The organism is Thermogladius sp. 4427co (assembly GCF_051933805.1).
Classification (GTDB): Archaea; Thermoproteota; Thermoprotei_A; order Sulfolobales; family Desulfurococcaceae; genus Thermogladius.
The window spans coordinates 308,319-333,801 of record NZ_CP196893.1 but is presented as its reverse complement, the minus strand read 5'-3'; the positions used below and the strand labels follow the sequence as shown (position 1 = coordinate 333,801).

Genomic DNA, 25,483 nt, shown 5'->3' with positions numbered 1-25,483 from the left:
CGGGGTTGTTTAAGAAACCTCTTAGGCGGAAGAGCGAGGTTATTGAGCTGTACGTGATACAAACGGGTGTAGAACTCCCTACGCTAAGCTGGGAACTTAAGCCGGGAGAGTATGTTATCGGTAGGGCTCCTTCATGTGATGTAATAATACTGGACCCAACGGTTTCGAGGATACACGCCCGGATATTTTATAGTAATGGAGAGTGGTTTATAGAGGATTTGGGTAGTACTAATGGGACAATTGTAGACGGTCTTGAAGCTAGAAGTGGCTCACCTGTTAAAATAAAAAACGGGTCTAAGATTGTAATGGGGAAGACGATCTTAGGTGTTAGATACAAGTAAGGGTATTAAAGTTATGCCAATAAGGGAATACAGTGATATAGACAAGGTTAGCGAGATATTAAGCGACCCGATTCAAGTAGCTAATTTACTACTTAAAATAAGGTTTGAAGTGGCAAACAAGAGACTTACGTATAACGAGGCATTTAACGAATTATCGAAGACGTCTAAAAGCCTGCTGAAGGATTCGCAAGCAGTCTATTTCACGTTGAAACACGACGAGGCTAGAAGAGTTGTAAGAGGTGTCTTAGTCGGCGAGTATATCCTAGGCCTTGTCATCGAAGACGAGAAAGGTTTAGTAGTCAAGGGTAGGGCTGCATTCAACGAGATCGCAACCCTTTATAAAGAGACCAATCCGGTTGTCAGGCTCAGCTATGCTAGGTTAGGTATCGAATCCGTGAAGAACACCCAGTTAGAAGAGTTTTTGAAGAATGCTCTAGCTAAAGCGTCCGAAGAGAAACCGCCCCAGTTATGGGTTGGTAGATTACTCCGGGATTTTAAAATAGTCCAGGTACTATCGGACAAAGGCGGTTTCACATACGTGCTGAAAGCAATTGATAGGACCGGTGGAGAATTCGTCTTGAAAATACCCCGCGAGAAAACTGCTGACGGAACTCCTCTAGCACTAGGGGGTTTTGAGAAAATTAGCGAGTATATGAGGACATACGTAATAACCATGAACGTCTGCTATCCTGATAAAAGTAGTTTAACCAGGTTTGTAGTCGAAAACGGGTTGGAAGCAGGTATTGCTTCAGAACTAGTACTATATAAACGCTACGTGTCGTGCCCTAGAGGCATAATTCTAACTCTGGAAGAATACGACATAGACTCTTACATCGAGAATCCACCTATTATTATCGAGACATACGCCGAGTACGGGGATTTACAAGAATATGCTAGGAATAGGAGATTAGACGCTAGGATGATAACTAGCATAGGCTTGAGAATCGCGGGGGCTCTCAGTATAGCCCAAGCTGTTGGAGTACCCCATCTAGATGTAAAACCCCAGAATATCCTGCTTGGTAGAGACGATAAAGAGCCTTATTCGATCAGGCCGTTTATTGGCGATTTCGCATACGCTGAAAGGATCGGGGAAGGATTGTTTAAACCGCTCAGGATAACACCCGAATTCGCTGAGCCTTTATCGCTAATAGATAAGAAAGCTGGTTTAGACTACGATGCTTACTCGCTAGGCCTCACACTACTAACCACGCTTACGAATAGGAGATTCCCGCATAGGACGCTAGTTAATTTGTTAACGCTGAAGTACTTATATGGTTTAAATATTGATACGCAATCCTTCTTGCTCGAGCACCCTGCTCTAGTCAAGACTTTCGACAGCTTAGATAAAGTATACAAAGACTATGTCGAAGGCAGGTTGAAGGCTGAGGAATTAAAACAGCATGTCTCATCTTTTATCGAAGACTGGGATCGCCTGGTCATAGACATTATAAGGAGAGAGGTCGATAAAGACATTCTTGAAATACTACTAAACGCTATCAGTATAAGGAGAGAGCAGAGATTCAGAAACACCCTGCATCTCTGGCTACGCCTTAGAGAAGTCTTGAAGGCAAAGAATTGGGAAGATCTTATACCTAAACCATAGCCTAGATGCTTACACCTCGGTTGCAAAGGATGCTCATCGGCTGAGTCCTAACCTGCTGGTAGTAGGATGAATTTGTTGGTAGAACTTTGGTAGTGTCCCAGTAAGAATGGTGAAGCCGCGGCCGGGATTCGAACCCGGGACCTCTGCCTTACCAGGGCAGCGCTCCACCAGGCTGAGCTACCGCGGCACCCTATATGATTCATGGGTGTCCGAGGGTTAAAAACTGATTTCCACTCATTAGCTAGTCTTAGCCGCCGTCCTAACCGCTCTCTTAGGCCTTAAAGTGCCTTTAGCATGGCATCTTCTGCATTTAGTGGCTCCTGGAGGGTTCAGAGCCCCGCATCTCCTGCAGACGGTTTTATTGAGGACTCTATCGTATACAATTTTAAGCTTAACAGGGTCGTTGATCGGCATAAGCACCGCCTCGGTGTTCTATAAGGTTAAGAGGTTTTAAAATTTCAAGCCAATACTTCTCAACCTATTAGCAATACTATCTTTCTCGCTGCCGAAGCTGTCTAGTGCCATATTTAATATATTTGTATTAATCCTTCCAATCATCCTATAGTATTGCTTAACCTTATCCGGGTCAATGCCTTGCCTAGCTTTTAGTACAAAGTACTGTTCCGGGTATAGGGCTTTGACTTTCAGATTATTGAGAGAGATGTTTCTAGTGTTTGAAATAATCTCTTCGGGGATGTTGAAATCCATTATATTCTCGTATAGTTCGACCTCTACAGTTTCACTGTTTACGCTTGCGATCAGTTTCAAAGTCCCTAGTTCTGTCACCCCGATTTCCCACTTCTCTCGCTCGGCAAGGTCTCTGTAGAAGTCCTCCGAGGTTAGAGGGCTAGGGTTTATCACGAATAGATCCAGGTCTCCTTCGAAGACTTCTCTATTCAATGCTAGCTCTATAGAAGTACTCCCTATTATAACAAACTCTACGCCACTCCTACTTAATTTTTCGAGTATTTCTATAAGAGCCTTCTTGCTAAACGCCAATACCCAACCCTCTCATGATTCTTGGAAAAGATTTGATTTAAAGATTATTTAACCTAGTATTTTAGCCCAGGTCTCCGCGTAGGTTGTACCGTATTCCTAGGTCGCATTCCCCGAAATTTTTCCATTCTAAGTCGCGAGGGCCTAATCTTTACAATAATCAATATTCTCCTTAGAGAACTCAGAAATAGATGGGCTAAAAGCGAGCTAGATACGCTACCTGAGACGAAACCGATTTATCCCCACCTGGGGGATACTAATTCCTGGTGGAGTAAATGTACATGGATATTGTAAAAGAAGTTGAGCAACTAGTGTGGCCTAGGAAAATGAGGCTGTTCACAGCCGGTCCTGTAGCATGTTTCCCAGAAGTGCTTGAAGCGATGAAAATACAGATGTTCAGCCACAGGTCGAAAGAGTATCAGGAGCTCCATAAAGATGCGACTCTAAGGCTTAAGAGATTTCTAGAAGCAGATAAAGCTACTGTTCTGCTAATCCCCTCTAGCGGTACAGGTTTCATGGAGGCTAGTATCAGGAACGCCGTGTCCCCACGGGGCAAGGTGCTTGTTACAGTGATCGGGGAATTTGGAAATAGGTACAAGGAGGCTGTTGAGAGAAACGGTAGGATCCCCGTAGTCCTAGAGAAACCTCTTGGCAAAGCGGTTAAACCTGAAGAGCTTGACGAAGCGTTGAAGAAGAACCCTGATGTAGAGGCTGTAACTATAACATACAACGAGACTAGTACAGGGGTATTGAACCCGCTTAGGGAATTAGCTAAGGTTGTCAAAGAACGCGGCAAGCTATTGTTCGTAGACGCTGTTTCAGCTATGGGAGCGGCTGATATAAAGGTTGATGAATGGGGTATTGACCTAGTATTCGCTAGTAGTCAGAAAGCCTTCGGTCTCCCACCGGGACTAGCTATGGCGGCTGTGAGCGAAGAAGTCTTCGAGAGAGCTAAGAAAATCCCTGAGAGAGGCCTATACTTCGATTTAATTGAGATACGGGAGTTCCTCGAGAAACAATGGTCTACCCCGACAACCCCGCCTGTTTCGATTGTGATAGGCCTAGATGTTGTACTACGTATTGTAGAGAGAATGGGGGGTAAGGAAGCCTGGCTTAAAATGTACGCGGAGAGAGCGGAGACTATTAGAAGAGGCGTTCTAGAGCTTGGTCTCGAACTATTTGCTGAACCAGGCTACTATAGCCCGACGATAACAGTCGTCTACAACCCGCCTGGGATCAAGGGTCCTGTTATATACGAGGAGCTTAGGAAGAGGGGGATCGAAATAGCGAAGGGTTATGGTAAAGTCAGGGATATTACCTTCAGGATAGGGCATATGGGTTATATAACAAGAGAAGATATCGAGGAGCTGTTCAGGAACCTACGCGAGGTCTTAGAAAGCCTCGGTTACGGCAAGAGGTGATAGATAGAATGAGTAAGAGGGTGCTGGTTGCAAGCAGGATAAGCAAGAGCGCTATAGAATTATTGAAATCAAACGGTTTCGAAGTAGTCGAAGTCCATGAGCCTCCTGAGGAAGAGCTCGCGAATATTATAAAAGGGTTTGACGCAATTATCGTGAGAAGCAAACCCAGGGTTACGAAGAAAGTTATCGAGTCGGCTGATAAGCTCCGAGTCATAGCTAGAGCCGGAGTAGGCTTAGACAATATCGATGTTGAAACAGCAGAGAAAAAAGGTATAATTGTTGTAAACGCCCCGGAGGCTGTCACACAGGCAGTAGCGGAGCTTACCGTAGGCTTAATGCTGGCTGTAGCTAGGAAGATTGCTTTCAGCGATAGGAAGATGAGGGTTGGGGAATGGGTTAAGCATGAAGCCGTGGGTTTCGAACTAAGCGGGAAGACACTAGGGATAGTAGGGTTCGGCAGGATAGGGAGGGCTGTAGCCAGAATATGCTACTATGGTTTCGGCATGAAAATAATCTATACTGATAAAACATGCAATATCGAAGCAGGCAGGGAGTTCAACGCGCAATGCGTCGACCTAGACACGTTGCTTAAGACAGCGGATGTAGTAAGTATCCACACCCCCTTAACACCCGAGACATATCATTTGATTAACGAGGATAAATTGAAATTGATGAAGAAGACAGCAATATTAATAAATACTGCTAGAGGGGCGGTAGTAGATACTAATGCGCTTGTTAAAGCATTAAAAGAAAAATGGATAGCAGGGGCCGGATTAGACGTCTTCGAAGAAGAACCGCTCCCCAAGGATCACCCCCTGTTATCGCTGGATAACGTTGTACTAACCCCCCATATTGGGGCTAGCAGTACGGAAGCACAGGATAGAGCCGGTATCGAGGTTGCTAAGAGGATTGTTGAACTATTGAAATAATCCCTATTTTATTCTTTTTCTTTTTCTAAATACTTTTCTCTAAATTATATTTAATTAGTCAGGTAGGTGAAATATCGGGCTTGGAAATTCTACGGAGCAGGAAGAATGCTAGATGGCGGGGCCTGCCTCGCGGCAGGTGATAGCGGGGGGTGGATTTGAACCACCGACCTCGGGGTTATGAGCCCCGCGGGCTACCTGGCTGCCCTACCCCGCTGCTTTGCCCCGCCGAATAATATATTATTCATACATGGGTTTTTAAACCCGAATAGGATGCGTTTTAAAATTCCCGAATCAGGTCTCTACTTTATGACTGCTAGGGTGTTTAACAATATGTTCGTAGGGAAGCGCAGAATTATATTATCGAGCGTGGCTTTCGCTAACACGTTTGCCTGGGGTATGTACTATGCTTTCACCCGAAGGTATTTAGCTACTGAACTATCTAGTAGTAGCTCAATAATTTTCCTAACAGGGCTGGAATGGCTTATGACCATGGCTTCATTGTTTTCTGGTGTATTGGAGTCTATGTTTGGAACGAGGAACCAGATACTACTCGGGGCAGTATCGTCGCTACCAATCCTTTTCTCATCGCGTTTCAGAGATCCCTACTTATTCTCTATAGTTATAAGCTTGTCTAGTTTTATCTGGGCTCTGTCTTGGCCGGCTTTCCTATCGGCTGCTCTAATAGATGTAAATGAGAGGCTTGGCTCAGCCTATAGTATTCTAACAATTGCTACAGGAATAGGATTCGGGCTAGGTTCTTTGATAATAGGTCTAATCTATGAGACGTATGGTTCTACTATACCTTTTGTCGCTATCTCTCTCGCGTTCGCAATAGTATTTGTTACCGGTGGGATAACGTATAAAGATAATAGTGTTAAAAATCGTAGAAGCAACGGATTCCAGTATAACATATCGGATAAAGGAATACTTTTATTCCTGGCCTCTGTTTCCCTAGCAGTATTCGTACGCGAGTTAACACTAGCCACAGGCTCTATAAAGCTTAACCAGAGCGTTGACGAATTGTTTCCAGGGCTTGAAAAAGGTAGAAGAAACTTCTTATTCAGTCTCCTCTACGGATTCATAGGCTCTCTTATAACGCCTTTCGCGAGACTGTCCTCGGGCCGTCTAGTAGATAGATATGGGGATTTCAAAGTCTACGCGTTATCTCTAATCTTATACTATATTATGTACTGGGGATTTATTACTACAACTGGAGCAATCCCTATAATACTATGGTGGTTACCTATCTACCCCTTCCTTGATACATCGATTTATACAAGGGCTGCTAGGTCAACGCTTCCCGAGAACAGGACAGCAGTATTCGGGTTGATACTATTCTTTACTAGCCTAGGGGGTCTAATGCTAATACCCTACCAGCTAGTGGTGGGTTCCAATAATATTATTTCAGGGGCTCTGATAACATTGGCTCTCCTATTATCTCTTATCCTCGCTTTCGAGAGCAGGGCTCCTTATAAATAGAGTGTTAAGGGCCCGGGCCGGGATTTGAACCCGGGACCTCCGGGTCTGTGCCGGCCTCTACGGCCGTCCACAGCCCGGCGCTCTACCAGGCTGAGCTACCCGGGCCATTCCTTGGGTTCATGGCCCAAGTTCTTCATCGCATTAGCTCGTAGACCGGGCCCTTACTATATTGCTGTAGTGTTGGGGAACCTATTAAATCTTCATATAACTATCCTACTCGTGGATCCCTAGCCTCGGGAAGCAGTGTGTTCTACTCCTATACTGGAACTAATGTTTTTCAGGGCTAGAGTTTAATTATTAAGTATGGCTCACGATGCTTAGACATGGTGTTTAGCGACGTCGGCTAGGAGGAAAACTTTTGCCGCTAGAGAAGACCTGATTAATGCTATTAGAGATATAGCTAGGAGTAAAGGGTATAGTCTTTACGATTTCGTTAACGAGATATTTGAAACTACTATCAGGGCTGAGAAAGCAGGGGTTTCAATGAGCACTGTAGTTAACGAGATACTGTTCCTAAAACAGGCCCGGGAATTCGGTTTCATACTAGTTCCTGAAAACATATTCTATTCGATGGTTAAGCTAGCTTATAGAGAAAAGAGTGAAGCAAGCAAGATATGGAGGGATGCTGGTGTGTGGATTGGTAAGTTATTTAAAGCAAGGTTTGGAGATGAGGCTCTATCCCAATTCAAGAACCTAGCCCCCCGTCTTTTCTGGGATATCCCGGAGCTAGAAATTAGTATTCTTGGGAGAGAACTCGAGATAGTGGCAACCAGCCCGAAGTTCACGCAGGAATATTCTGAACTATTCAAATCCATGTTGGAAGGGCTTTTGAACGCTTTCTCATACGATATAATTGTTAGCGAGATAATAGGTAAGACTGTGAGATTGAAAGGTAGGATGAGGAATGTCTGAGAGCGGGAAAAAGAAGCTAATATATGTCTCGGAAGACGTGATCGACAAGCTCGCTAGGATCTCGTACGCGAGAGGGGAATCTCTAGCCAGGCTTGTAGATAAAGTCCTAAGACGTGTAATAGAAGCATTTGAAATGGGGTATGATATAGAAGAGATAGTGAGGATACTGAAAGTCGTTGAAGTAGAGAAGAAGCTTGGCTCGATATTCGTACCGCACGAGGTCTTCGAGGTAATGCTAGAGAACAACTCTGACCTAGAAAAGGTTAAGGAAGCATTCTATGAGTCGGGTAGAGCCTACGGTATATATATCAAGAACAAATACAATGGTTCGCTTGATATCGTGAAATCATTTATCGAGAAATCCAGGTGGGATTTCAACGAGGTCTTAGTAATGAAAGACACTAATACTGTGAGAATAATGTGTGTTTCAACAGTTATGGGCGATACTGAGACAGACCTGGTTGTAAGCTTTATAAAAGGCTTGATGACAGGCCTGGATTACGCTATTGATAGAGAAGAGATCGCTAGGGGTATTATAGTAATAGACTTTAAGAGGAAATCTGGCGAATCCTGAAGAAATCCCTGGCGTCAAACCTATTCCGTGTTCTGTGCACAGGATCTAATGATCGGTTTAGGCTTGTGCACGCACCTTTAAAAACTAATCCCTGAATCGATTAGGTTATCGAGTGTGGTGGTCGGATGAATAGGATAGTCTATACTATAATATTAGCCGTATTATTCCTATCAATAGTAGCCCCTGTAACGGTGCTAGCGGGAGCAACAGGTAATCTCCAGCTACAGGTAACACCTAGCAAGGGCTCTCCTGGAGACGTAATTACGGTTACAGGCGTAGCGCCACTAGGGTACAGCGTAAACGTATCGTTTGTAAGCTTCACAGGCGCTGCTCCAGCACCCGGTAACTATACTGTGATCACAAGCCAGATCGTGCCGGTAGGCCAGGGCGGTAGATTCCAGACTGTAATGGTAGTACCAACCGTCCCATACGGCGGTAACTATGCTGTATACGCCTACGTACCAGGGTTCGAAGCCAATACCTACGACTACGTGATATTCACGATCGTACCAAAGCTAATACTGAATGTTACAACAGTGATATCGGGTACTACGGCATACCCGCCTTATACCTTCACAGGCTCTATAGTCAATATAACTGGAGTAGGCTTTACAGCCAACGCGTCTGTAACACTATACATTAACGAGACAGGGACGCCTGTAGGAACAGCAACTACAAACGTGAACGGCGTATTCACCTTCATATGGACTGTAATGAACGTGCCTAGAGGAACCTACACTATAGTGGGTACAGACGGTGTTGCTACCGCTTCGACTACTATAAGCGTAATACCAGCTCTATGGTTCTACGATGAGAACAACCAGGTGTGGACAAGGCTTCTCACGGTTTCAGGTCCTTGGGTTAGAGACTTAGAAGAAAATATTAAGGCTCTACAGGTGGTTGGCACAGGCTTCGATGCCAACGTAGGCTTGTCGTCAATAGTGTTCTCAAACACCTTCTACAATTATACTGTAAGCCTACCGTTCACTCTACCATATGCTACTGGAACAGACCAGTATGGTACATTCTACGCCCTAGTCTCGATCGGGCACTTGCCCGGCGGCACTTACACTGTGGTTGTAACAGAGTCTACTAACGCTTCCTTCACATTCAACGGTGTTGTAACATTCAACGCGTATATTGAGGCATACGACTATGGGAAGTATAGAGCACTATACGGGACGGCTTACAATGTAAACGCTGCGACAAACCCAACACTTAAGGTAACAACTCCTGGAGCGCAGGTAATAGTATTCGGCTGGGCTTTCGCACCAGGCACTATTACCACTGCTGCTGGGACTGTGAACGTACCGGCCCACATATTCATTGATGTCGACCTGCCGCAGAACACTCTTGCAATAGCCACTGTAGTTAACGGTACCCAGATAGACAGCTATAACTTCCTACCGGATGCTAACGGGTTTAACGTTGTAATAGTGCTTATACCCTCTCAGATTGTTAGAGGAGGCCATGAGATAGGTGAGACGCAGAACATTACAGCCCCGGTACAGTTAAGGTTCTCGGCTAGGACGAACATTGCTATTGGGCCGGCAGCATACTTCACTCCTCCAGCAGGAACAGTAGGCCCATACACAAGCATTGTAGGAACCGAACCAACTACGGGTATTGGTGTTGTAAGCGGTAGCTTCGCAGGACCATACTACTGCTTAGCTACCGGGATGACTGTGTGTGGTATTAATGTCACTGCAGGGACAGACATCGTACAATTATGGAAGACAGGATTAGGTACTAATGTAACTGTGACAGGAGTAGGATTCGACCCCAACCAGCCGGTGCTCATATTCATTGAGGGAGTCCCACCAGTAGACCTGAGAGTACTGTACACTAGCTACTTCGCTAAATATGGGTCTGCTTTAGCGAGCTTCCTGCCCGACGGAATACTCGTAGCATATACCACAACTGATGCGACAGGTAGCTTCTCGACATGGTTCCTCTTCCCAACACTACCTGGTGCCCAGTATAAGATATGGGTGTTCGTAGGAAGGGTTAGCGGCGGCTACGACCAGGTCTTAGCAGTCTACTTAAAGAACCCGGCTGTCCAAACATTCACTGTACAGCCGGGCTTCTACCTCAACCCTGCTGTAGCAGTTGGCCCCTATGTAGCTGAGGTAATAGCTACAGGCCTACCCTACGGTACTGCCGGTAGCGTCAGCGGTGTTGCAATTAGGACCACTGTCTTAGACACTGTAGCTGGAGGAAAGTTTAGGCAGGATCTCAACGATGGTATAATGGGTGTCAACCTACACGTGAGCAACTGGAGGATTACGCCCAACGGCACTCTCACAGACGTGTTATCGCCACAGGTCTTCCCAGGCCTATACATACCTGTGCTAGAGCCCGGTATCTACGAGCTTAGACTGATAATGCCTGACGGCAGCTTATCGCAGCCGGCTTACGTAGGCATATTCAACGCCATAGTTAACATCACCAATATAAGAGACGGTGTTGTAGCAATACAGGCTGGAGTATCCAAGATACTGGTCAACCTAGCCCAATTGAATGCCACGCTGGTCTCCGTCCAGGGCGATGTAGCCACGATTAAGACAGATGTCGGCACGATCAAGACAACTGTGCAGAACCTACAGCCGGTAGTAGTATCGATAAACGGTACCGTAGCCGATATTAAGACTGCTGTTGGGACAATACAGGGTGTAGTGCTGAGCCTCAACGGTACAGTTGCCACTATCAGCACCACGGTCGGCGTTATAAGAGCTACAGTCGACTCTCTATCAAGCGTAGTATCAGGGCTGCAGTCAACAGTTAACACCCTGAGCACTAGCGTAGGCTCACTATCAAACAGCCTCGCAAGCCTTAGCAGCAAGGTCGACTCGTACTACAGTAACCTAACCAGCGCTATCAACGCTGTATCTAGCAAAGTAGATTCTAGCACCAGCACACTAAGCAATGCTATAAGCAGTGCTCAGTCCGCATTATCGAACGCTATAAGCTCAGCCCAGTCGGCTCTATCCAGCAAGATCGACTCAGCCCAGTCGGCTCTAAGCTCGCAGGTATCAACGGTGTCAACATACGTACTGATAACACTCATACTAGCCTTGATAGCAGCTGCTGCGGCGATATACGAGGTAATAGTCTTACACAGGAAGTTAGCTGGATAAACCCCTTAAATCCCAACTCTTTTTTCTTCAAATCCCAACCTATTCCTCAATCTTATAAACCCTCCTTGTATAAATCAATTAATCAAGTGGGCCCGTCGTCTAGCCTGGTTAGGACGCCGCCCTTACAAGCCCTGCTAGGAGAGGCGGAGGCCCGGGGTTCAAGTCCCCGCGGGCCCACTCATTACTCCTCGCGTGAGATTGTTTATAAGAGGGTCCTGGGAATAATAGGATTAGAGACAACCTTCCCGCCGTAGCTCAGCGGTAGAGCGCCCGGCTGTAGGGGTGGCTCCCCACCTGCCTGACTCCCCGCGAAGGGGTTGGGTGAAGGCAGGCCGGCAGCCACCGGGTGGTCGGGGGTTCAAATCCCCCCGGCGGGATTTTTTAATTAGAGTTATTAATCTTCTGCATGGTGGTTTATATAAGCCTCGAGAAGGATGTGAACGAGGCTATAGAGTATTTCACCGTGAAAGACAGGGTTAGGGAGCTGGCTATTAAATCCTCTAGGGAAATACTGAGGTATGCTACTGAAGCAACCCGTTTAATCCACTCGGGCTTGTTGAAAGAGGCTTTAGAGAATATTGTGAAAGCTAGAGAAGAGTATGTTAGGATTTTAAACGAGCTCAGAGAACACCCAGATATATTGTATAGTGGTATACTACAGAATAGCCTAATAGAATATGTTGAAGCCTATGTAACATACTATGTTATAGCTGAAGGCAGAATACCGGGCAGGTATGAAATTAATGTAGATTATGCATCATACCTCCTAGGCCTAGGGGATACTATAGGAGAGCTGAGGAGGTACGCCTTAGACCTGCTTTTGAAGAATAGGCTTGAGGAAGCAGAGCGGATTATAGGGGTAATGAACTACATTTACGATAATCTAAGAAAGGTAAACTTCCCCGATGCCCTAATACCAGGATTAAGACATAAGGTTGACACCGCTAGAAGACTTATAGAATCAACTCTTGAACTACTAATCTACGCAAGGGCCTCTAAAAAAGTTGTAGAAAAACTAGACGGATAGTTGGTTATAGAAGAGAAATTTTTATCAGCTAGATAGAAATAGGCGAAAGCTTTTATATTGACAGACCTATTTGGTAAATTTGGTGGTATAGAAGTGGGACTGAAAAGCGCTATCTTAGTATCAATAATACTGTTACTAACCGTGGGATTAGAAACCGTATCAGCAGCATACACGACTAGCACTATTATATTTAAAGAGCTAATGGTTTCCCCGCTCTCTGAGAGAACGGTTCAGCAAGCCTACGTATTACCAATACTACCGCCTGGTGTAGCCGTGTACGCAGGTTTAGATACTAGGCCAGGTATGTCTACAGTAGGCTTCTGGAGCTGGCAGGATTACCCTGGCTATGTCCCTTCAACCCAGCCAATCGAAGTAGCCTTGTTCACTAATACTCCTTCAAATAATCTATCAGACCCTAACTATCCCCCAATCCCATCTAGCAAACTGATAACATTACCGTCAGGAACCTTCTCCAAGATCATCCTGAGGGTTAATGTAACAATGGAAAGTGCCGTGCCCGGCAGGCCTGGGGTTAACTATGATAGAGCACTCTGGATATTTGTAGACGGTATCCCATTACTAATAGGCACTACAGCGCAGAGATTCAATTACACTCTAGCAGTAGACGTAACACACCTGTACCCGATTCTAGTAGGTGGCTCACATAATTTCACAATGATACTCAATAACTGGGTTATACCCCGCCTGGGTTTAACAGGCTACTTCGTTGTAAACGCTAGCTTACTGTACTACCCTGGGAACCCGCCGCCGGACGTGCCAGATCTAGTAATACCCTTATGGAATACCAGCGGACTATCCTGGATTACATTAAATACTAGGCAGCCGAGTTTCTGGCAGGTTTCTAACATACCAGGGAACGTTGTACAAGCCTATCTCTACCTTTACGCTGAGGGAGCATCATACGATGAATTCTGGTGGACTAATATACCCACCGATAGGCTCATAATGGTGTACTCGGATGGCAGACTCATTGCGGTTACGCAGGCATTCCCCTATATTTACACTGGCGGGATACTACCATTCCTATGGAGGCCTGTTCCATCAATAGATACTTACGCATTTCATCCGTTCGTAATCGACGTAACCCCCTACCTACCATATATTGTGGGCACACACAACTTCACCATTACGGTAACGAATAACATGAACTACTGGCTAATAGGAGGATTCCTCGCTCTTAAAACAAGCAGCCAGACCGTTACCTACACATTCCTAGGAGACAACCCTGTATTGAATAGGGTTGAGTCTCAGTCCCCCACTGGCAGCGGGACAATCTATAGTGTAAGAACAATCTTCTCGAATACAGCTAGACTAAATATTACGGTAGGAGGCTCAACATATACGTACACGGTTACATACCGTGTCTACGTAGCTGGCACGCAGTCGTATAATGATGTATGGTGGAATACAACACTAACCCAGGCCTGGGGGTTTGAAAGCTACTGGGGCGGTAGCAAAGTAGCGAGGTATGAAACCTCGGATATTAGAATGAACTATTACGAGATTGTTAATCCTCAAGGAGATATAAGTAAAGCGACTGTAAGCAACCCTGTACCAGCACAAGACATCCTCAATGTCTTCATAGTGCACACCTATAGTGTTAGCCAGGTTTCTAACATAGGCGGAGTCTACAACTCTACCTATAGCAAGCAGTCTGTCTCAGCATACGGCGGGATGGCGTCAAACCTCCTGTTTATATCTCCTACGGGAGCTATAATCACCTCTATATCAAAAGTCTACGCTAGGACGACTAAGACCGAATACTACGAGCTCAAGCTCGGGGCGAGTACGTTATATAGATTTAATAGATTAACCATCGGGTTGACAAGGTATCCCCCATTAATCTACGCTATAGAAAAGGATATTGTGGGAATTTACTCTGCTAGGTAAACCTTTTTTCCCTTGTAAACATCTTCTCCTCGACTCTATCCGGGTACCCTACTATAAGCAGGTCTATATAACCTTCGAAGAAGCCTGTGGATACTACCCCAGGGATTTTCTCGACCATAGCCGCTATCTCGCCTGCGTCTCTGCCCTCCGGTATGGTTACGTCTAGTACAACCCCGCCCGTATCTGATATTACCGGGCCATACTTATGCTTCCTAAGAGTCCTAACCTGGGCTTCGAGACCCATGGCTTTTATCTTCTCTAGCACTATGCTAGTAGCGTACGGGAGTACTTCAACAGGTAGGGGGTTTCTCTCGCCAAGCCTCCTAACGATCTTTGTATAGTCTACGATAAAAACATTGAATCTAGAAGCGTAAGCTAGTATCTTCTCCAGCGTGTGAGCCGCCCCACCACCTTTGATCATACGGCCCTTTTCATCAACTTCGTCAGCGCTATCAATATATATGTCAATGCGTGTGACCCCGGTAAGGTCCAGTACTTTGAATCCTCTGTTGGCTAATGCTAGTTCTGTATCAATGGATGAAGCAACGAAGTACGCATCTAGCCTGCCGCCGGTCTTCTTGTATAGTTCTTCTATGAAGAAGCCGACAGTACTCCCGGTTCCAACCCCTACGATATTATATCTACTACTCAGCAGTATTTCGACAGCTCTCCCAGCGGCTCTCAGTTTAGCTAACTCCGTACTCAACGCAGTCACCTAATCATATTACTTTAACTCAGTTATATTAATAACCAAGTATCTAGCGCTGCCAGACCTCGAAAATAAAATATGTTACGTTTAGATAATCATGCTCTTTTAGTAAGAGTATGCTTCTGTAGGATCTTTTTTACTAGAATAATCAGTATTATGAAAACCACAGTAATAACAATTACGTTAACATAAAAATATCTCAAGGCTCGGCTACCATTCATGTTACCGGTAGTACTAGTAGGCGTGTCCGCGGTCGGCGTAGCGCAAGTTATCGTAGTCCCCGTTTTCAGTACAGTAGTGTTAGCAACTGGCTGAGGTGTCGGGCACGTAGTTGTAGGAGTTTGATAGTACGTAGTATACGAAGTAGTACTACGCCTCTCTACAGTAGTAGTTGCAGTATAGTAAGGAGTAGAGGTTGCTGTTTCCAACCACGTTGACGTATTCGAAAGATTAGAGGGTGGCGGAGATGGTTGAGACGTGGCAGTGGTAGTAGCCGGCAATGTTGGCGTCGTAGACGGTTCCATTGTTGTTAAAGGTGTTGTAGTAGCAGTAGTGGTTGTAGTAGTTGTAGTTATAGTCGTCGGAGACAGAGTTGTAGTAGGGTACTGTCGCGGGGGATACCTGGTCAAGGGCTTCCAATCTATGTTCCAGCTGTCTATTACATAGGGGGTATCCCCTATTCCATCACCGTCTATGTCGCGACCCTTGTAATCCGACCAGTAGTTTCCGTAGTAGGTGCTATTCCATGCTACGATAGTATCTTCCAGCGAGACCTGGGATAGGATATTGTCTATGAAAGCATTCCCGTGAACCATACCATTATAAACCCTGGAGAGCCTTAATCCGATAGAATTATACGAGAAAACAGTGAACGCGATAGTAATATTCGAACTGTTTAAATAGGCTCCTTCTATATTCGACCTTATAGTGGAATTAAATATTGAAATACTCGAATTAACAGCACCCACACCTGTAACACTCCTTTCTATAGTAGAGTACAAAATAGTGACATTCACCGAATCAAGTACTAGGATCCCCACTATACTATCCGATACTTCGACCCGGGATATTGTTACATTCGATGAATTAACGATGTAGATACCGTAGAGGCAGTTGGCTACTGCCAGACCGTCAAGGACAATATTGGATTTATTCTCTACAATAATACCGTAGAGTTCACTACCGCAGCTCACCTGCTGCTTAGACTCTACAAATACTTGGGGGACTGTAATAGTTGAGATGAATATGGTTAGAAACAGAATGGCGAATGCTACAGGTTTCTCTATTACCATCACTGTATCCCTAGCGCTCTATATCGGGAACCCTAGAAAAACACTAATCAGTTTTCACCGAGGCATGTAAGTAGTGCGGCGGCCGGGATTTGAACCCGGGATTTCCGGCGTGGCAGGCCGGCGTCCTAGTCCAGGCTAGACGACCGCCGCTCTATTAAACCTATTTATATAGCCGACGTTTTAAAGGTTTTGAGACGTTTTAATCTACCCTGGTAGCAAGGTCTCTCTATGAGCCTGATATGCAGAAGGAACAGTTTGAAACCAGCTTTGCTTGTCACGTGCAGGGTAGGCAAGAGGGTATGGTGCCGGGAGGAAATAGGCGATGCCCTTTTTCCGCTCGATAACAATATAGAGGTCTATGAAACGGGTTTCCCTGATCTCTTACTTGTTTGCTCGGGCATCAATCCTAGAGTGTTATATAACAGGGCTAAGAACAGGGAATATGGTTTCGTAGAGAATATTATACCCGTAGACTCTATACTTCCCGGTCTAGACTATTTAGAGAGTGCTGTAGACGGGGTTGTTATCCCAGGTGAACGACTGAAAATAAGGGTTAAAGCATACGGTGTAAGAGGCTTATCGAGCCAGGTCTGGGATAGGGTAGCTAGTGTTCTTAAAGGGAAGAGCGCTATTATAGATAAAGAGTCGGATACCTGTCTATACATATTATTGTTTGAAAAAAATATAGTACTCGGTAAAGGATTATGCAAGGCGGTTTTTAAACCAAGCATAATTTAATTAGGAGACTGAAAGTTTGGGAGATGTACTACATTGGTTAGCGAAGACGTTTGGAAGATAATCGAGGAGGAAGTTGAGAAACCTTCTATTTTCAAGAGTAAAGAGAGTCTAACACCCGAATACCTGCCTGATACACTACCCCATAGAGAGAAAGAGTTGAAGGAGCTAGCCTCGTATTTCAAACACTTGGTTACCTCACCTGGTAGCTTCTCTCAGAGGGTTTTAATCGTAGGAGGCGTGGGAACCGGTAAGACTGCTACAGCCAGGATCTTCGGGAGGGATTTCACAAGGTATGCTTCTTCAAAAGGCTATAAGATAAGATACGTTCACGTCAACTGTCACAGTAATAGAACACTATACAATGTAGTATCAGATATAGCGAGGCAGCTAGATGCCCCTATACCTTCTAGGGGTCTATCGGTTAGGGAAATGTTTGATGCTCTACTAAACTATTTGGATGAGACAGACCAGTATGCTATCATAGCCTTAGACGAGTTCCACTATTTCGCCAGCCTCGCGGGCAGAGATGCCGTTTATTTCATAGCTAGATCCTATGATGCAATAGACGTACCTGTGAAGAGGCTTAACTATATATTCATATCCCAGGATACTGCTAAGCTATCCCTGCTAGATCCTTCTCTCGAAAACTACCTTTTGAGACATATGATCAAATTAGAGCCATATTCCTCAACCCAGTTATTCGACATACTCAGGTATAGAGCTAGTAAAGCATTCTATGAGGGTACATATGATGACTCGGTACTGAAATTCATAGCCGAGTACGAAGGCTACGATAAAGGTGGAGGAGGCAACGCGAGGCATGCTATCGAAATCCTAATGCTGTCAGGGGTTATAGCGGAAAACGAAGGCTCGAGAAGGATCAACCTCGACCATGTTAGAAAAGCTATTATGAAGACAAGCAGGGAGATCGTAAGTATTTCTGAAGCAATAAATTATAGTTCTCTACACGAACTCCTTATTCTATTATCTATTGTCAGAATCCTCCGTAGGACTGGGAAACCGTATGTTAAAATCGGGGATGTTGAGAAAGAGTATGAGATAGTTTGCGAAAGCCTAAATACACAACCGAGGAAGCATACCCAGGTCTACGAGTATATCATAAACCTTAAGAAAGCTGGTGTGATCGAAGCCAGGTTGAGCGGTAAAGGCATGAGAGGGAGGACGACTCTAGTAGGGATCAACTATGGGCCTTTAGACCTCCTAGAGCAATACTTAATAGACCTTGTAAAGAAGAAAATGGCTCTTGGTGCCCAGTAGTTGCCGGATAGGAAGAAGATTGTTTTAGACACGCTCCGGGAATACGGTGAGTTGAATATCACGAAATTATCCCGTCTAACAGGGATTCATTTCAGGGCTTTAGAAAAAATCCTACTAGAGCTCAGCGAACAAGGCCTTGTAGAGGAAAAAAGATACGGGAGGCTTAGGCTTATTAGGGTTAAGACTTCTTAGCTCTGCTAGGTTTTTTCAAATAACCCAGTACTTCGTTAGCTTTGCTACCTGCTAGAAACTTAACCATGTCTTCGGTTAACTCATAGCTTCTCGCAAGTCCAGCCGCAACCTTAGGGTTCTGCGTGAAGATCACCTTTAAGAATGGTATTACATCCGATTTAACCGTGGCCTTACTCGTTAGAAGCCTCCTTGCTAATACTTCGGCTATACTATCCCTCAGCTCCCTGGATTTCTTCGTTTCGGACAGTAGCCTGAATTTTTCCGGATAATAGAATTTCCTAAATTTCCTCGAATAACTTCTCCTAGCAAAGGCTACTCCAGGACCCATTAATTCTAGAGCATAGCTTAAAAGATCCCATGAACCAGACTTGATTATTCTCCCAAAGTAGACGTCTGCGCGGCTTAGCGAATCATAGGCTCTAGCTATTTCCTCAGGGTTCTCGTAGTAGGTTGGTATATGCTCGTTAATCCATACTTTGAGCGTATCATGGTCTATGTTAGCAGAATTTATTGCTTCACGCGCCTGGAAAATGTATTGCGCGTTGAAAAGCTTTCCTAAGACCTCGAAGGGAGCGTACTCCCTATTCCTATAGGTGCTCACTGCTTTAGCTAATTCTAGGGTAACCCTACCGTATGTTTCAGCTATAGCCTGGAGATCGTTTATAGCGCTTCTCAAATCGCCTTCACTCCTCTTAGCGATCTCTTTAAGGGCTTCAATATCACATTTCACCTTCTCCTGGTTGCAGATCCTGCTTAGCACTTGGACGATATCGCTTTCTTTAAGCCTTTCAAAAGGTATAAGCAGTGATACGTCTCTCAGAGGCTTTATATTTGGATTATAAGCGTCGTTAGCAGCCATTACAATAGGGTGTTTTGATATATTAATCAATTCAATAATCGCTTCAATACCTCCCGCGTCGGCTTTAGGGTTCAACCCGTCTACCTCGTCTAGGAAAATAAGCTTCCCCTTCCCCGTTAAACTACCTGTTGAAGCAGCTATTTTCACCAATCTCTCAATATCGCTTTTCCTCCGGTAGTCGCTGGCATTCATTTCATAGAGTTCTAGATTGTATGTACTTGCGAAAGCCTGTACGAAACTAGACTTTCCTGTTCCGGCCGGGCCGTGTAGTAAAACGGCTTTCTTATCCGCTTTCCCAGCTTTCCATTCTTCATACCATTCTATAAAGGCTTTCTTAGCCTTTTCCTGGTTAACATACTCGTTGAGATTTTTAGGCCTGTATTTTATTATCCACGGCAGGTATTCGCTCAATAAACCACCTATGTAGGCTTGATTTTCTTACCCCAGAACGCTAGCTTAGCTAGGAATGCGTTAAGCTGGATCTCGTCGTCAGCTCCTTCAACCAGCCTGAACTGTATCTCCCCCGCGAGGTCGGCTATCATTATCCTTATTTCATCAGGTAGTTTAAGCTCGCCTGAGAATATTTCGCGGTGTATCTGTTTTATTATGTCTAACCCGCTCAACCCGTAGTTAATCATAAGCTCTCTCAGCATCTTCCTAGCTTCTACGAAATTCCCGTTTAGAGCGAGCTGAAGCATCTGCCTTACTTCCTTCGGGTGTGCTAGGCCTACGACCTTGTATACTGCTTCTACAGTAACCTCTCCTAGAGCTGCTGCCGCTTGGAGGATGTTAATAGCTTTCCTCATATCCCCTTCTGAAAGACTGTAAATTGTCTCAAGCGCATCCTCATTGTATTTGACATTCTCTTTCTCAGCAATATACTTCAGTCTTGCTACGACATCCTCCTGAGATAACGGGGTGAATCTGAATACGGCTGTCCTACTCTGTATAGGCTCAATTATCTTACTCGGGTAGTTCGCTATCAGTATGAATCTCGTAGTGGCCGTGTATAACTCCATCAGCCTCCTCAGAGCCTGTTGAGCGTCGGCAGTCATATTATCGGCTTCGTCTAATAGTATAATTTTAAAAGGAATGTTCCCAGCGATCCTAGTCCTTGCGAATTCCTTGACTTTACTCCTTATAACATCAATACCTCTCTCATCGCTCGCATTCAATTCAAGCATATACTGCCTATAGTTATCTCCGAAGAGGTCGTGTGCGAGACAGTGCGCCATAGTTGTCTTGCCGGTGCCCGGGGGCCCGGCGAACAGAAGGTGGGGCATGTTCTTTTCTTCGACAAACTTCTTCAACCGGGCAACAATCTCCTTCTGGTTGACTACCTCGTCTAATGTCCGCGGCCTGTATTTCTCAGCCCATAACAAAACCTGCTCGCTCAAAACATACCCCTATTGCTTCTAATAGGGTATTGGGTAAATAAACCAGTTTAAACCGATTAAATAAGAGGGTATACTTTAGGATGCTTATCGAGCTAGTGTTTGGGAAGGTTCTGGATTTCCTGAGAAGGGATTTCGAAGAGGAGAATGTGAAGGTCGAGGTATACAGGGAGGGGCTTAAGCTAATAAGCCTAGAGGGAGTGCTAGATATGAGTAAAGGTGCCGAATACACTATACCACGCTGGGTAGCAGCCTACTATGCTAAGAAGGGTTATGTTAAGATTAAAGATAGCAGGATATCTGTAGAGGATCTATCTGTTTTATCATATAATGAGGAAGCAGCATATTCGAGGACTCTAACGAATAAGCTGAAAGGCTTCTTCTACAAGGCAATGTTCACGTCTAAGAAGGATCTAGTAGAACAAGCTAAGAGAACAGGCGAGCTTTTAAAACTGGACGAGGTCAGGAGGATAGAGGATGCTCTGGATACCTTGCTGAAATCTAGAATGAAAAAAATAGTCGGCTACTCGCTAATCTCGGATATACAGCAGGATATTATTGAAAAGCTTAGCGAGGAGGAAAAATACTTGCTTCACAGCCTCCGTATCATTATAGATTCATGGAGGAGGAGCATTAGTGAATAGCACGGGAGAATACGTACAGGAGAAAGTTTCCCCGCCAATAGACTGGATTACCAAATTCTATAATTTCCTACAGTCTTTCAGAGACTCTAGCGGAGTGTTCAAATACCGTGAGAGAATTTTTAGAATGGCGCATATGTTGCAGAAGAGCCTTATCGTGGACTTCAGCGACCTGATAGTATACGATAGGTCTCTAGCAAGGCATTTAGAGGATGAACCTGATCAGGCTCTCGAAGAATTCTCACAGGCTATAATGAATTATCTGAGAAAGGAACAACCTGAGTACGCTGAGAGAGTTGGCAAAGTATATGCGAGAATTAGGCAGCCCCCTAGGGTATTGAAGATAAGAGAGTTGACAAGCGATTATATCGGTAGATTAGTAGCTATTGAAGGGATTGTCACAAGGGTTACAAGGGTCGAGGCTAAACTAGTTAAAGCACATTTCATCCATATCAGGCCTGATGGGGTAATCGATGAATTCGACTATCCGGAACACGGCGAGATGGGGGAGAGGATCGAGAAGCCTGTCGTATGCCCTGTGTGCGGTAAGCCGGGTAAATTCGAGTTAGTGCTTGAAAAAAGTAAATTCGTCGACTGGCAGAAGATAGTTGTACAGGAGAGGCCTGAGGAGATCCCGCCTGGGCAAATCCCGCGTAGTCTAGAAGTTGTAGTCACAGGCGATCTAGTTGATGCAGCACGGCCCGGTGACAGGGCACTCGTAGTAGGTGTTTTAAGAGTAATGCCTACGCAGGCATCCCAGAAGGCGACAGGAAGGTCTGTTTTCTCCTTCTATATAGATGCAAACTATATCGAGGTGCAGCAGAAGGTTCTCGAGGAGATCGAGATCACGAGAGAAGACGAGGATAAGATTAAAGAGCTAGCTAAAGACCCGTGGATCCGGGAGAAGATAATTCTAAGCATTGCCCCTTCGATCTACGGGTATTACGATATTAAAGAAGCAATAGCCCTCCTCTTGTTCGGCGGGGTACCAAAGATCATGCAGGACGGCACCCGTATAAGAGGCGATATACACGTTCTGCTTGTCGGAGACCCTGGTACGGCTAAATCCCAGCTATTACAGTATACGGCTAGGATAGCCCCCAGAGGGTTGTATACCAGCGGTAAAGGCTCTACGGCTGCTGGTTTAACAGCAACTGTTCTAAGGGATAAGAATACTGGCGAGTACTATCTTGAAGCCGGGGCAATGGTTATAGCCGATGGGGGTGTGGCAGCAATAGATGAAATAGATAAAATGAGAGAGGAAGACAGGAGCGCTATCCACGAGGCTTTAGAACAGCAGACTGTGAGTATTGCTAAAGCAGGTATTGTCGCAAGGCTGAATGCTAGGGCTAGCGTGCTAGCTGCAGGCAACCCTAAGTTCGGGCGCTACGATCTAACACAGCCTATCAGTAAGAATATCGACCTCCCACCTACTATTCTATCGAGGTTCGACCTAATCTTCGTTATACAGGATATCCCACACATCGAGAAGGATAGGAGGCTTGCTAGGCACATACTAGGCGTCCATAGCGATGCCGAGAAGGCTAGACCTTTCATCGACCCTCAGTTATTGAAAAAGTATATTAGTTATGCGAGGAAGTATGTTAGGCCGCAGTTAACGCCTGAAGCGATGAAACTAATAGAGGAATTCTATGTTGCTATGCGTAAGAGCGGGTTGAAGAATGAGGATGTGAAATCAACTCCTCCGATCGCTATAACTCCTAGGCAGTTAGAAGGATTGATTAGATTGGCTGAAGCACATGCTAAAATGGCTCTTAAAGATAAGGTTTCTATAGAAGACGTTGAGGAAGCTATTAGGCTAATGTATACTACTCTGAGAAAAGTAGGTTTCGATATAGAGTCTAAAACCCTTGATATCGATGTCCTCGAGACGGGTGTATCAAGGAGTAAGCGCGAGAAGATGAAGGAATTCTCAAGGTTCTTAAATGAAGTATTCGAGCAAACACCTGAGATTGAGATGAGCCAGTTAGTGAAAATGGCTCGTGATAAAGGGTTTGAGAAAGAGTTCGTATACGAGATGATACAGTATTTCAAGAGTATTGGGGAAATATACGAGCCTAAGCCGGGCAGGCTCTCTAAGACCTACTAGTAGGATTCGTAATCCTTCGTTTTTCATAGATCAGTGGGGCGTTAAGAGTACTTCACCATTCCGTGCTGGAACGCGTCATCATCAAAGTTTAATAATAGTCTAACAGTATTAAATGCATCACGACCTAGTTGTCTAATAGGGGTGTTTAAAGCCTTGAGTAAGGAGGCTGTATTCGTAGTAAAAATTGGTAATAAGGAGGTAGAGATAAATGAGAAGACTCTATCGGTTCTTAGAGAATACCTTAAGACGCCCATGGGTCTCGACGAACTAGCTCAGAAACTAGGGCTTGAGTCGTGGGAGGAGGCATACGAATTCTTGAAAGCAGTACCGGCATGGATTCTGTGGATGCCGCCTTCTCTATGGAGAAACGCCTCGAGATGGATTTTGGAGAAGCAAGAGGGGTCTAAGTGAGTGCTGAAATCAGACCAGGGCTTGAATGCACCCAGGATTTCATAGTAAGCGAAGAACATACTGCACGTCACATCGGTTCTGGCACGGTTCGGGTTTTAGCTACTCCAGTCATGATCGCTTTTATGGAGAAAACTAGCCTGGAATGCGTTGGGAGAATCCTTTCCGGGAACCTTACAACGGTCGGAACAATGGTTGAGGTGAAGCATTTAAACCCGGCGCCTGTCGGAGCCAGAGTCACTGTTAGAGCAAGGCTTATACAGGTAGATGGGAGGAGACTTCTGTTCGAGGTTGAAGCAGTCAGTAATAACATTGTGATTGGCCGAGGGATTCACGAGAGATATATCGTAGATGTAGAAAAGTTTCTCGAGAAAGTTAAGAAACTACAAGCGATGGGGCCGCCGGGATTTGAACCCGGGACCACCGGCGCTCCGGGAACACCTGGCTAACGGGGTATCCCCCCAGGCCGGCATCCTAGCCAGGCTAGACGACGGCCCCCTTAAAATATTCAGATTTATGTATCGTTTTATAAAATCTACCTCTGCCAGTACTAGGGATATTATAAAGATTTTAACCAGTTAGGTAGTCGATTACTCTATCTACGTCTTCTCCTTCGATAACAATCACTATTGGGCCGAGCGGGGATTCTTTAGGAGAGTCTATCAACGATATCTTCCCGACATACGCGGCTTGTTTGTGAAGCATTAGTGATGTCTCATTATTCCTCTTGTTTTTCAAAAGATAGTTTCTCACAGCTGGTTCTATTCCATTGATTTTCACCTTGTCTCTGAATCTTCTAAGGCTTTTCATATCGGATGAAACACCTCTTATAACGAGCCAGCCGTTAGGTGCTTGCTCGACCTGGAGCTCTCCCTCGTATAGGTTTTCGATTGCGTTCTTTACTTTCTCTAACTCTTCGGTAGGCCTGACTTCCGCTTCAATAATTATCTTCGCCATGTCTTATCACTTCGCTGATCAGATTCTTAGCCTCTTCAATCACCTTATTAATCTCCTTCTCGTTAACCAAGATATAGTCTGCTAACGCTATGACAGATCCTATTCCGAAACCAAGCTCTATAATATCTCTCTTCTTGAATTCCTCGAAATTCTTAGGATCGCCTGGCCTATTACGCTTAAGGAGCCTTTCAAACCTCGTTCTAGGTGAGGCGTGTACTGCTATAATCACTGTCTTGCCGATTCTCTTGAAAACACTGACTTCAGCAAGGCTTCTAACGCCGTCTACTACAACTATTTTAGAATCTCTCGGTATTCTCTCAACAGTCTTAACAGCAATATAGTCTTCGCCGTACTTCTTCCTCAATTCTATAGATACCTCTAGCATCAGCTCAGGGGTTATCCTACCATACTTTCTCAATGTTTCCTCTCTGACAATATCCCCCATATTAACAACCGTTATACCGAGCTCTCTAGCTACATTTGCTACAAGGCTTTTGCCAGAGCCCGGCATTCCCGTGACGAGTATAAGCAACATGATCTCACTTAATTAGATAGTTTATGATCGATATCACTAT

General features: G+C 45.0%; 24 protein-coding genes, 7 tRNA genes and 1 pseudogene. 19 read left to right on the top strand and 13 right to left on the bottom strand.

Annotated elements, in window-relative coordinates; translation table 11 throughout:
• Positions 1–5 precede the first annotated feature (5 nt).
• The gene (locus ACSU1N_RS01770) at positions 6–341 is read left to right on the top strand and encodes an FHA domain-containing protein (protein WP_440059910.1); all 336 of its coding nucleotides are present in this window, start codon (positions 6–8) and stop codon (positions 339–341) included.
• A gap of 13 nt (positions 342–354) precedes the next feature.
• Positions 355–1,944 carry a protein kinase domain-containing protein gene (locus ACSU1N_RS01765; RefSeq protein WP_440059909.1) on the top strand — a complete coding sequence of 530 codons (1,590 nt, stop codon included), beginning with the start codon at positions 355–357 and terminating at the stop codon, positions 1,942–1,944.
• A gap of 113 nt (positions 1,945–2,057) precedes the next feature.
• Here ACSU1N_RS01765 and ACSU1N_RS01760 read toward each other — a convergent pair.
• The 3 genes from ACSU1N_RS01760 to ACSU1N_RS01750 all read right to left on the bottom strand — a co-directional run bounded on the left by ACSU1N_RS01760 (position 2,058) and on the right by ACSU1N_RS01750 (position 2,943).
• A tRNA-Thr gene (locus tag ACSU1N_RS01760) sits at positions 2,058–2,131 on the bottom strand.
• A gap of 50 nt (positions 2,132–2,181) precedes the next feature.
• Positions 2,182–2,358, bottom strand: coding sequence for a 50S ribosomal protein L40e (locus ACSU1N_RS01755; RefSeq protein ID WP_440059908.1), 177 nt, complete (start codon positions 2,356–2,358; stop codon positions 2,182–2,184).
• A gap of 36 nt (positions 2,359–2,394) precedes the next feature.
• On the bottom strand, positions 2,395–2,943 hold the full coding sequence (locus tag ACSU1N_RS01750) for a nucleotidyltransferase (protein ID WP_440059907.1): 549 nt from the start codon (positions 2,941–2,943) through the stop codon (positions 2,395–2,397).
• 272 nt (positions 2,944–3,215) lie between these two features.
• Between ACSU1N_RS01750 and ACSU1N_RS01745 the strand changes: the two genes are divergently transcribed.
• Both ACSU1N_RS01745 and ACSU1N_RS01740 read left to right on the top strand, forming a co-directional pair.
• Positions 3,216–4,361 carry a pyridoxal-phosphate-dependent aminotransferase family protein gene (locus ACSU1N_RS01745; RefSeq protein ID WP_440059906.1) on the top strand — a complete coding sequence of 382 codons (1,146 nt, stop codon included), beginning with the start codon at positions 3,216–3,218 and terminating at the stop codon, positions 4,359–4,361.
• 8 nt (positions 4,362–4,369) lie between these two features.
• Positions 4,370–5,290, top strand: coding sequence for a D-2-hydroxyacid dehydrogenase (locus ACSU1N_RS01740; protein WP_440059905.1), 921 nt, complete (start codon positions 4,370–4,372; stop codon positions 5,288–5,290).
• Between the two features lie 140 nt (positions 5,291–5,430).
• On the opposite strand, the gene ACSU1N_RS01735 is transcribed toward ACSU1N_RS01740, so the two are convergent.
• Positions 5,431–5,504, bottom strand: a tRNA-Met gene (locus tag ACSU1N_RS01735).
• A gap of 116 nt (positions 5,505–5,620) precedes the next feature.
• Between ACSU1N_RS01735 and ACSU1N_RS01730 the strand changes: the two genes are divergently transcribed.
• On the top strand, positions 5,621–6,769 hold the full coding sequence (locus tag ACSU1N_RS01730) for an MFS transporter (protein ID WP_440059904.1): 1,149 nt from the start codon (positions 5,621–5,623) through the stop codon (positions 6,767–6,769).
• Positions 6,770–6,778: 9 nt separating this feature from the next.
• On the opposite strand, the gene ACSU1N_RS01725 is transcribed toward ACSU1N_RS01730, so the two are convergent.
• Positions 6,779–6,874, bottom strand: a tRNA-His gene (locus ACSU1N_RS01725).
• A gap of 378 nt (positions 6,875–7,252) precedes the next feature.
• Here ACSU1N_RS01725 and ACSU1N_RS01720 point away from each other — a divergent pair.
• The 7 genes from ACSU1N_RS01720 to ACSU1N_RS01690 all read left to right on the top strand — a co-directional run bounded on the left by ACSU1N_RS01720 (position 7,253) and on the right by ACSU1N_RS01690 (position 14,330).
• Complete coding sequence (locus ACSU1N_RS01720) at positions 7,253–7,681, top strand: hypothetical protein (RefSeq protein WP_440059903.1); 429 nt, start codon at positions 7,253–7,255, stop codon at positions 7,679–7,681.
• Positions 7,674–8,255 carry a hypothetical protein gene (locus ACSU1N_RS01715; RefSeq protein ID WP_440059902.1) on the top strand — a complete coding sequence of 194 codons (582 nt, stop codon included), beginning with the start codon at positions 7,674–7,676 and terminating at the stop codon, positions 8,253–8,255. The genes ACSU1N_RS01720 and ACSU1N_RS01715 overlap by 8 nt, the downstream gene beginning before the upstream one ends.
• A 125-nt stretch (positions 8,256–8,380) precedes the next feature.
• A complete protein-coding gene (locus ACSU1N_RS01710; RefSeq protein ID WP_440059901.1) occupies positions 8,381–11,392 on the top strand; it encodes a hypothetical protein in 3,012 nt (1,003 codons plus the stop codon).
• 88 nt (positions 11,393–11,480) lie between these two features.
• Positions 11,481–11,569: transfer RNA gene (locus ACSU1N_RS01705), tRNA-Val, on the top strand.
• A 67-nt stretch (positions 11,570–11,636) separates the two neighbouring features.
• Positions 11,637–11,769: transfer RNA gene (locus ACSU1N_RS01700), tRNA-Tyr, on the top strand.
• Positions 11,770–11,798: 29 nt separating this feature from the next.
• The gene (locus ACSU1N_RS01695) at positions 11,799–12,419 is read left to right on the top strand and encodes a haloacid dehalogenase (RefSeq protein ID WP_440059900.1); all 621 of its coding nucleotides are present in this window, start codon (positions 11,799–11,801) and stop codon (positions 12,417–12,419) included.
• A 93-nt stretch (positions 12,420–12,512) separates the two neighbouring features.
• On the top strand, positions 12,513–14,330 hold the full coding sequence (locus ACSU1N_RS01690; protein ID WP_440059899.1) for a peptide-N4-asparagine amidase: 1,818 nt from the start codon (positions 12,513–12,515) through the stop codon (positions 14,328–14,330).
• Here the strand turns inward: ACSU1N_RS01690 and rpiA are convergent.
• The 3 genes from rpiA to ACSU1N_RS01675 form a co-directional block, all read right to left on the bottom strand.
• On the bottom strand, positions 14,323–15,036 hold the full coding sequence (gene rpiA, locus ACSU1N_RS01685) for a ribose-5-phosphate isomerase RpiA (protein ID WP_440059898.1): 714 nt from the start codon (positions 15,034–15,036) through the stop codon (positions 14,323–14,325). The two genes, ACSU1N_RS01690 and rpiA, sit on opposite strands and share 8 nt — an antisense overlap.
• A gap of 98 nt (positions 15,037–15,134) precedes the next feature.
• Entirely contained in the window at positions 15,135–16,331 is a 1,197-nt protein-coding gene (locus ACSU1N_RS01680) for a right-handed parallel beta-helix repeat-containing protein (RefSeq protein ID WP_440059897.1), read from the bottom strand.
• A gap of 74 nt (positions 16,332–16,405) precedes the next feature.
• Positions 16,406–16,481 (bottom strand) — tRNA-Gly (locus tag ACSU1N_RS01675).
• Between the two features lie 78 nt (positions 16,482–16,559).
• Here ACSU1N_RS01675 and ACSU1N_RS01670 point away from each other — a divergent pair.
• Genes ACSU1N_RS01670 through ACSU1N_RS01660 form a run of 3 tightly spaced genes read left to right on the top strand, consistent with a single transcriptional unit; the run spans position 16,560 to position 18,539 of the window.
• Positions 16,560–17,069: an RNA-binding protein gene (locus ACSU1N_RS01670; RefSeq protein ID WP_440059896.1), complete on the top strand. Its 510-nt coding sequence runs from the start codon at positions 16,560–16,562 to the stop codon at positions 17,067–17,069.
• A gap of 33 nt (positions 17,070–17,102) precedes the next feature.
• On the top strand, positions 17,103–18,347 hold the full coding sequence (locus ACSU1N_RS01665) for an ORC1-type DNA replication protein (RefSeq protein WP_440059895.1): 1,245 nt from the start codon (positions 17,103–17,105) through the stop codon (positions 18,345–18,347).
• Positions 18,348–18,539: a hypothetical protein gene (locus ACSU1N_RS01660; protein WP_440059894.1), complete on the top strand. Its 192-nt coding sequence runs from the start codon at positions 18,348–18,350 to the stop codon at positions 18,537–18,539.
• On the opposite strand, the gene ACSU1N_RS01655 is transcribed toward ACSU1N_RS01660, so the two are convergent.
• Together ACSU1N_RS01655 and ACSU1N_RS01650 are read right to left on the bottom strand one after the other, a co-directional pair.
• Positions 18,526–19,809: a replication factor C large subunit gene (locus ACSU1N_RS01655; RefSeq protein ID WP_440059893.1), complete on the bottom strand. Its 1,284-nt coding sequence runs from the start codon at positions 19,807–19,809 to the stop codon at positions 18,526–18,528. The genes ACSU1N_RS01660 and ACSU1N_RS01655 overlap by 14 nt on opposite strands.
• Before the next feature lie 8 nt (positions 19,810–19,817).
• Entirely contained in the window at positions 19,818–20,795 is a 978-nt protein-coding gene (locus ACSU1N_RS01650; RefSeq protein ID WP_440059892.1) for a replication factor C small subunit, read from the bottom strand.
• An 80-nt stretch (positions 20,796–20,875) separates the two neighbouring features.
• Here ACSU1N_RS01650 and ACSU1N_RS01645 point away from each other — a divergent pair, with 80 nt between their 5' ends.
• The 4 genes and pseudogenes from ACSU1N_RS01645 to ACSU1N_RS01630 form a co-directional block, all read left to right on the top strand.
• Positions 20,876–21,436 (top strand): hypothetical protein, encoded by a 561-nt coding sequence (locus tag ACSU1N_RS01645; protein WP_440059891.1) that lies wholly within the window; start codon positions 20,876–20,878, stop codon positions 21,434–21,436.
• Positions 21,429–23,543: a minichromosome maintenance protein MCM gene (gene mcm, locus ACSU1N_RS01640; protein ID WP_440059890.1), complete on the top strand. Its 2,115-nt coding sequence runs from the start codon at positions 21,429–21,431 to the stop codon at positions 23,541–23,543. The genes ACSU1N_RS01645 and mcm overlap by 8 nt, the downstream gene beginning before the upstream one ends.
• Positions 23,544–23,696: 153 nt before the next feature.
• A complete protein-coding gene (locus tag ACSU1N_RS01635) occupies positions 23,697–23,954 on the top strand; it encodes a hypothetical protein (protein ID WP_440059889.1) in 258 nt (85 codons plus the stop codon).
• Positions 23,951–24,295, top strand: a pseudogene (locus ACSU1N_RS01630) (thioesterase family protein); the annotation flags it as partial. The gene ACSU1N_RS01635 and the pseudogene ACSU1N_RS01630, both read left to right, overlap by 4 nt.
• A 49-nt stretch (positions 24,296–24,344) precedes the next feature.
• On the opposite strand, the gene ACSU1N_RS01625 reads toward ACSU1N_RS01630, so the two are convergent.
• The 3 genes from ACSU1N_RS01625 to ACSU1N_RS01615 form a co-directional block, all read right to left on the bottom strand.
• A tRNA-Pro gene (locus ACSU1N_RS01625) sits at positions 24,345–24,449 on the bottom strand.
• A 72-nt stretch (positions 24,450–24,521) separates the two neighbouring features.
• Positions 24,522–24,908 carry an RNA-binding domain-containing protein gene (locus tag ACSU1N_RS01620; RefSeq protein WP_440059888.1) on the bottom strand — a complete coding sequence of 129 codons (387 nt, stop codon included), beginning with the start codon at positions 24,906–24,908 and terminating at the stop codon, positions 24,522–24,524.
• Positions 24,889–25,443: an AAA family ATPase gene (locus ACSU1N_RS01615; protein ID WP_440059887.1), complete on the bottom strand. Its 555-nt coding sequence runs from the start codon at positions 25,441–25,443 to the stop codon at positions 24,889–24,891. The genes ACSU1N_RS01620 and ACSU1N_RS01615 overlap by 20 nt, the downstream gene beginning before the upstream one ends.
• Between the last annotated feature and the right edge of the window lie 40 nt (positions 25,444–25,483).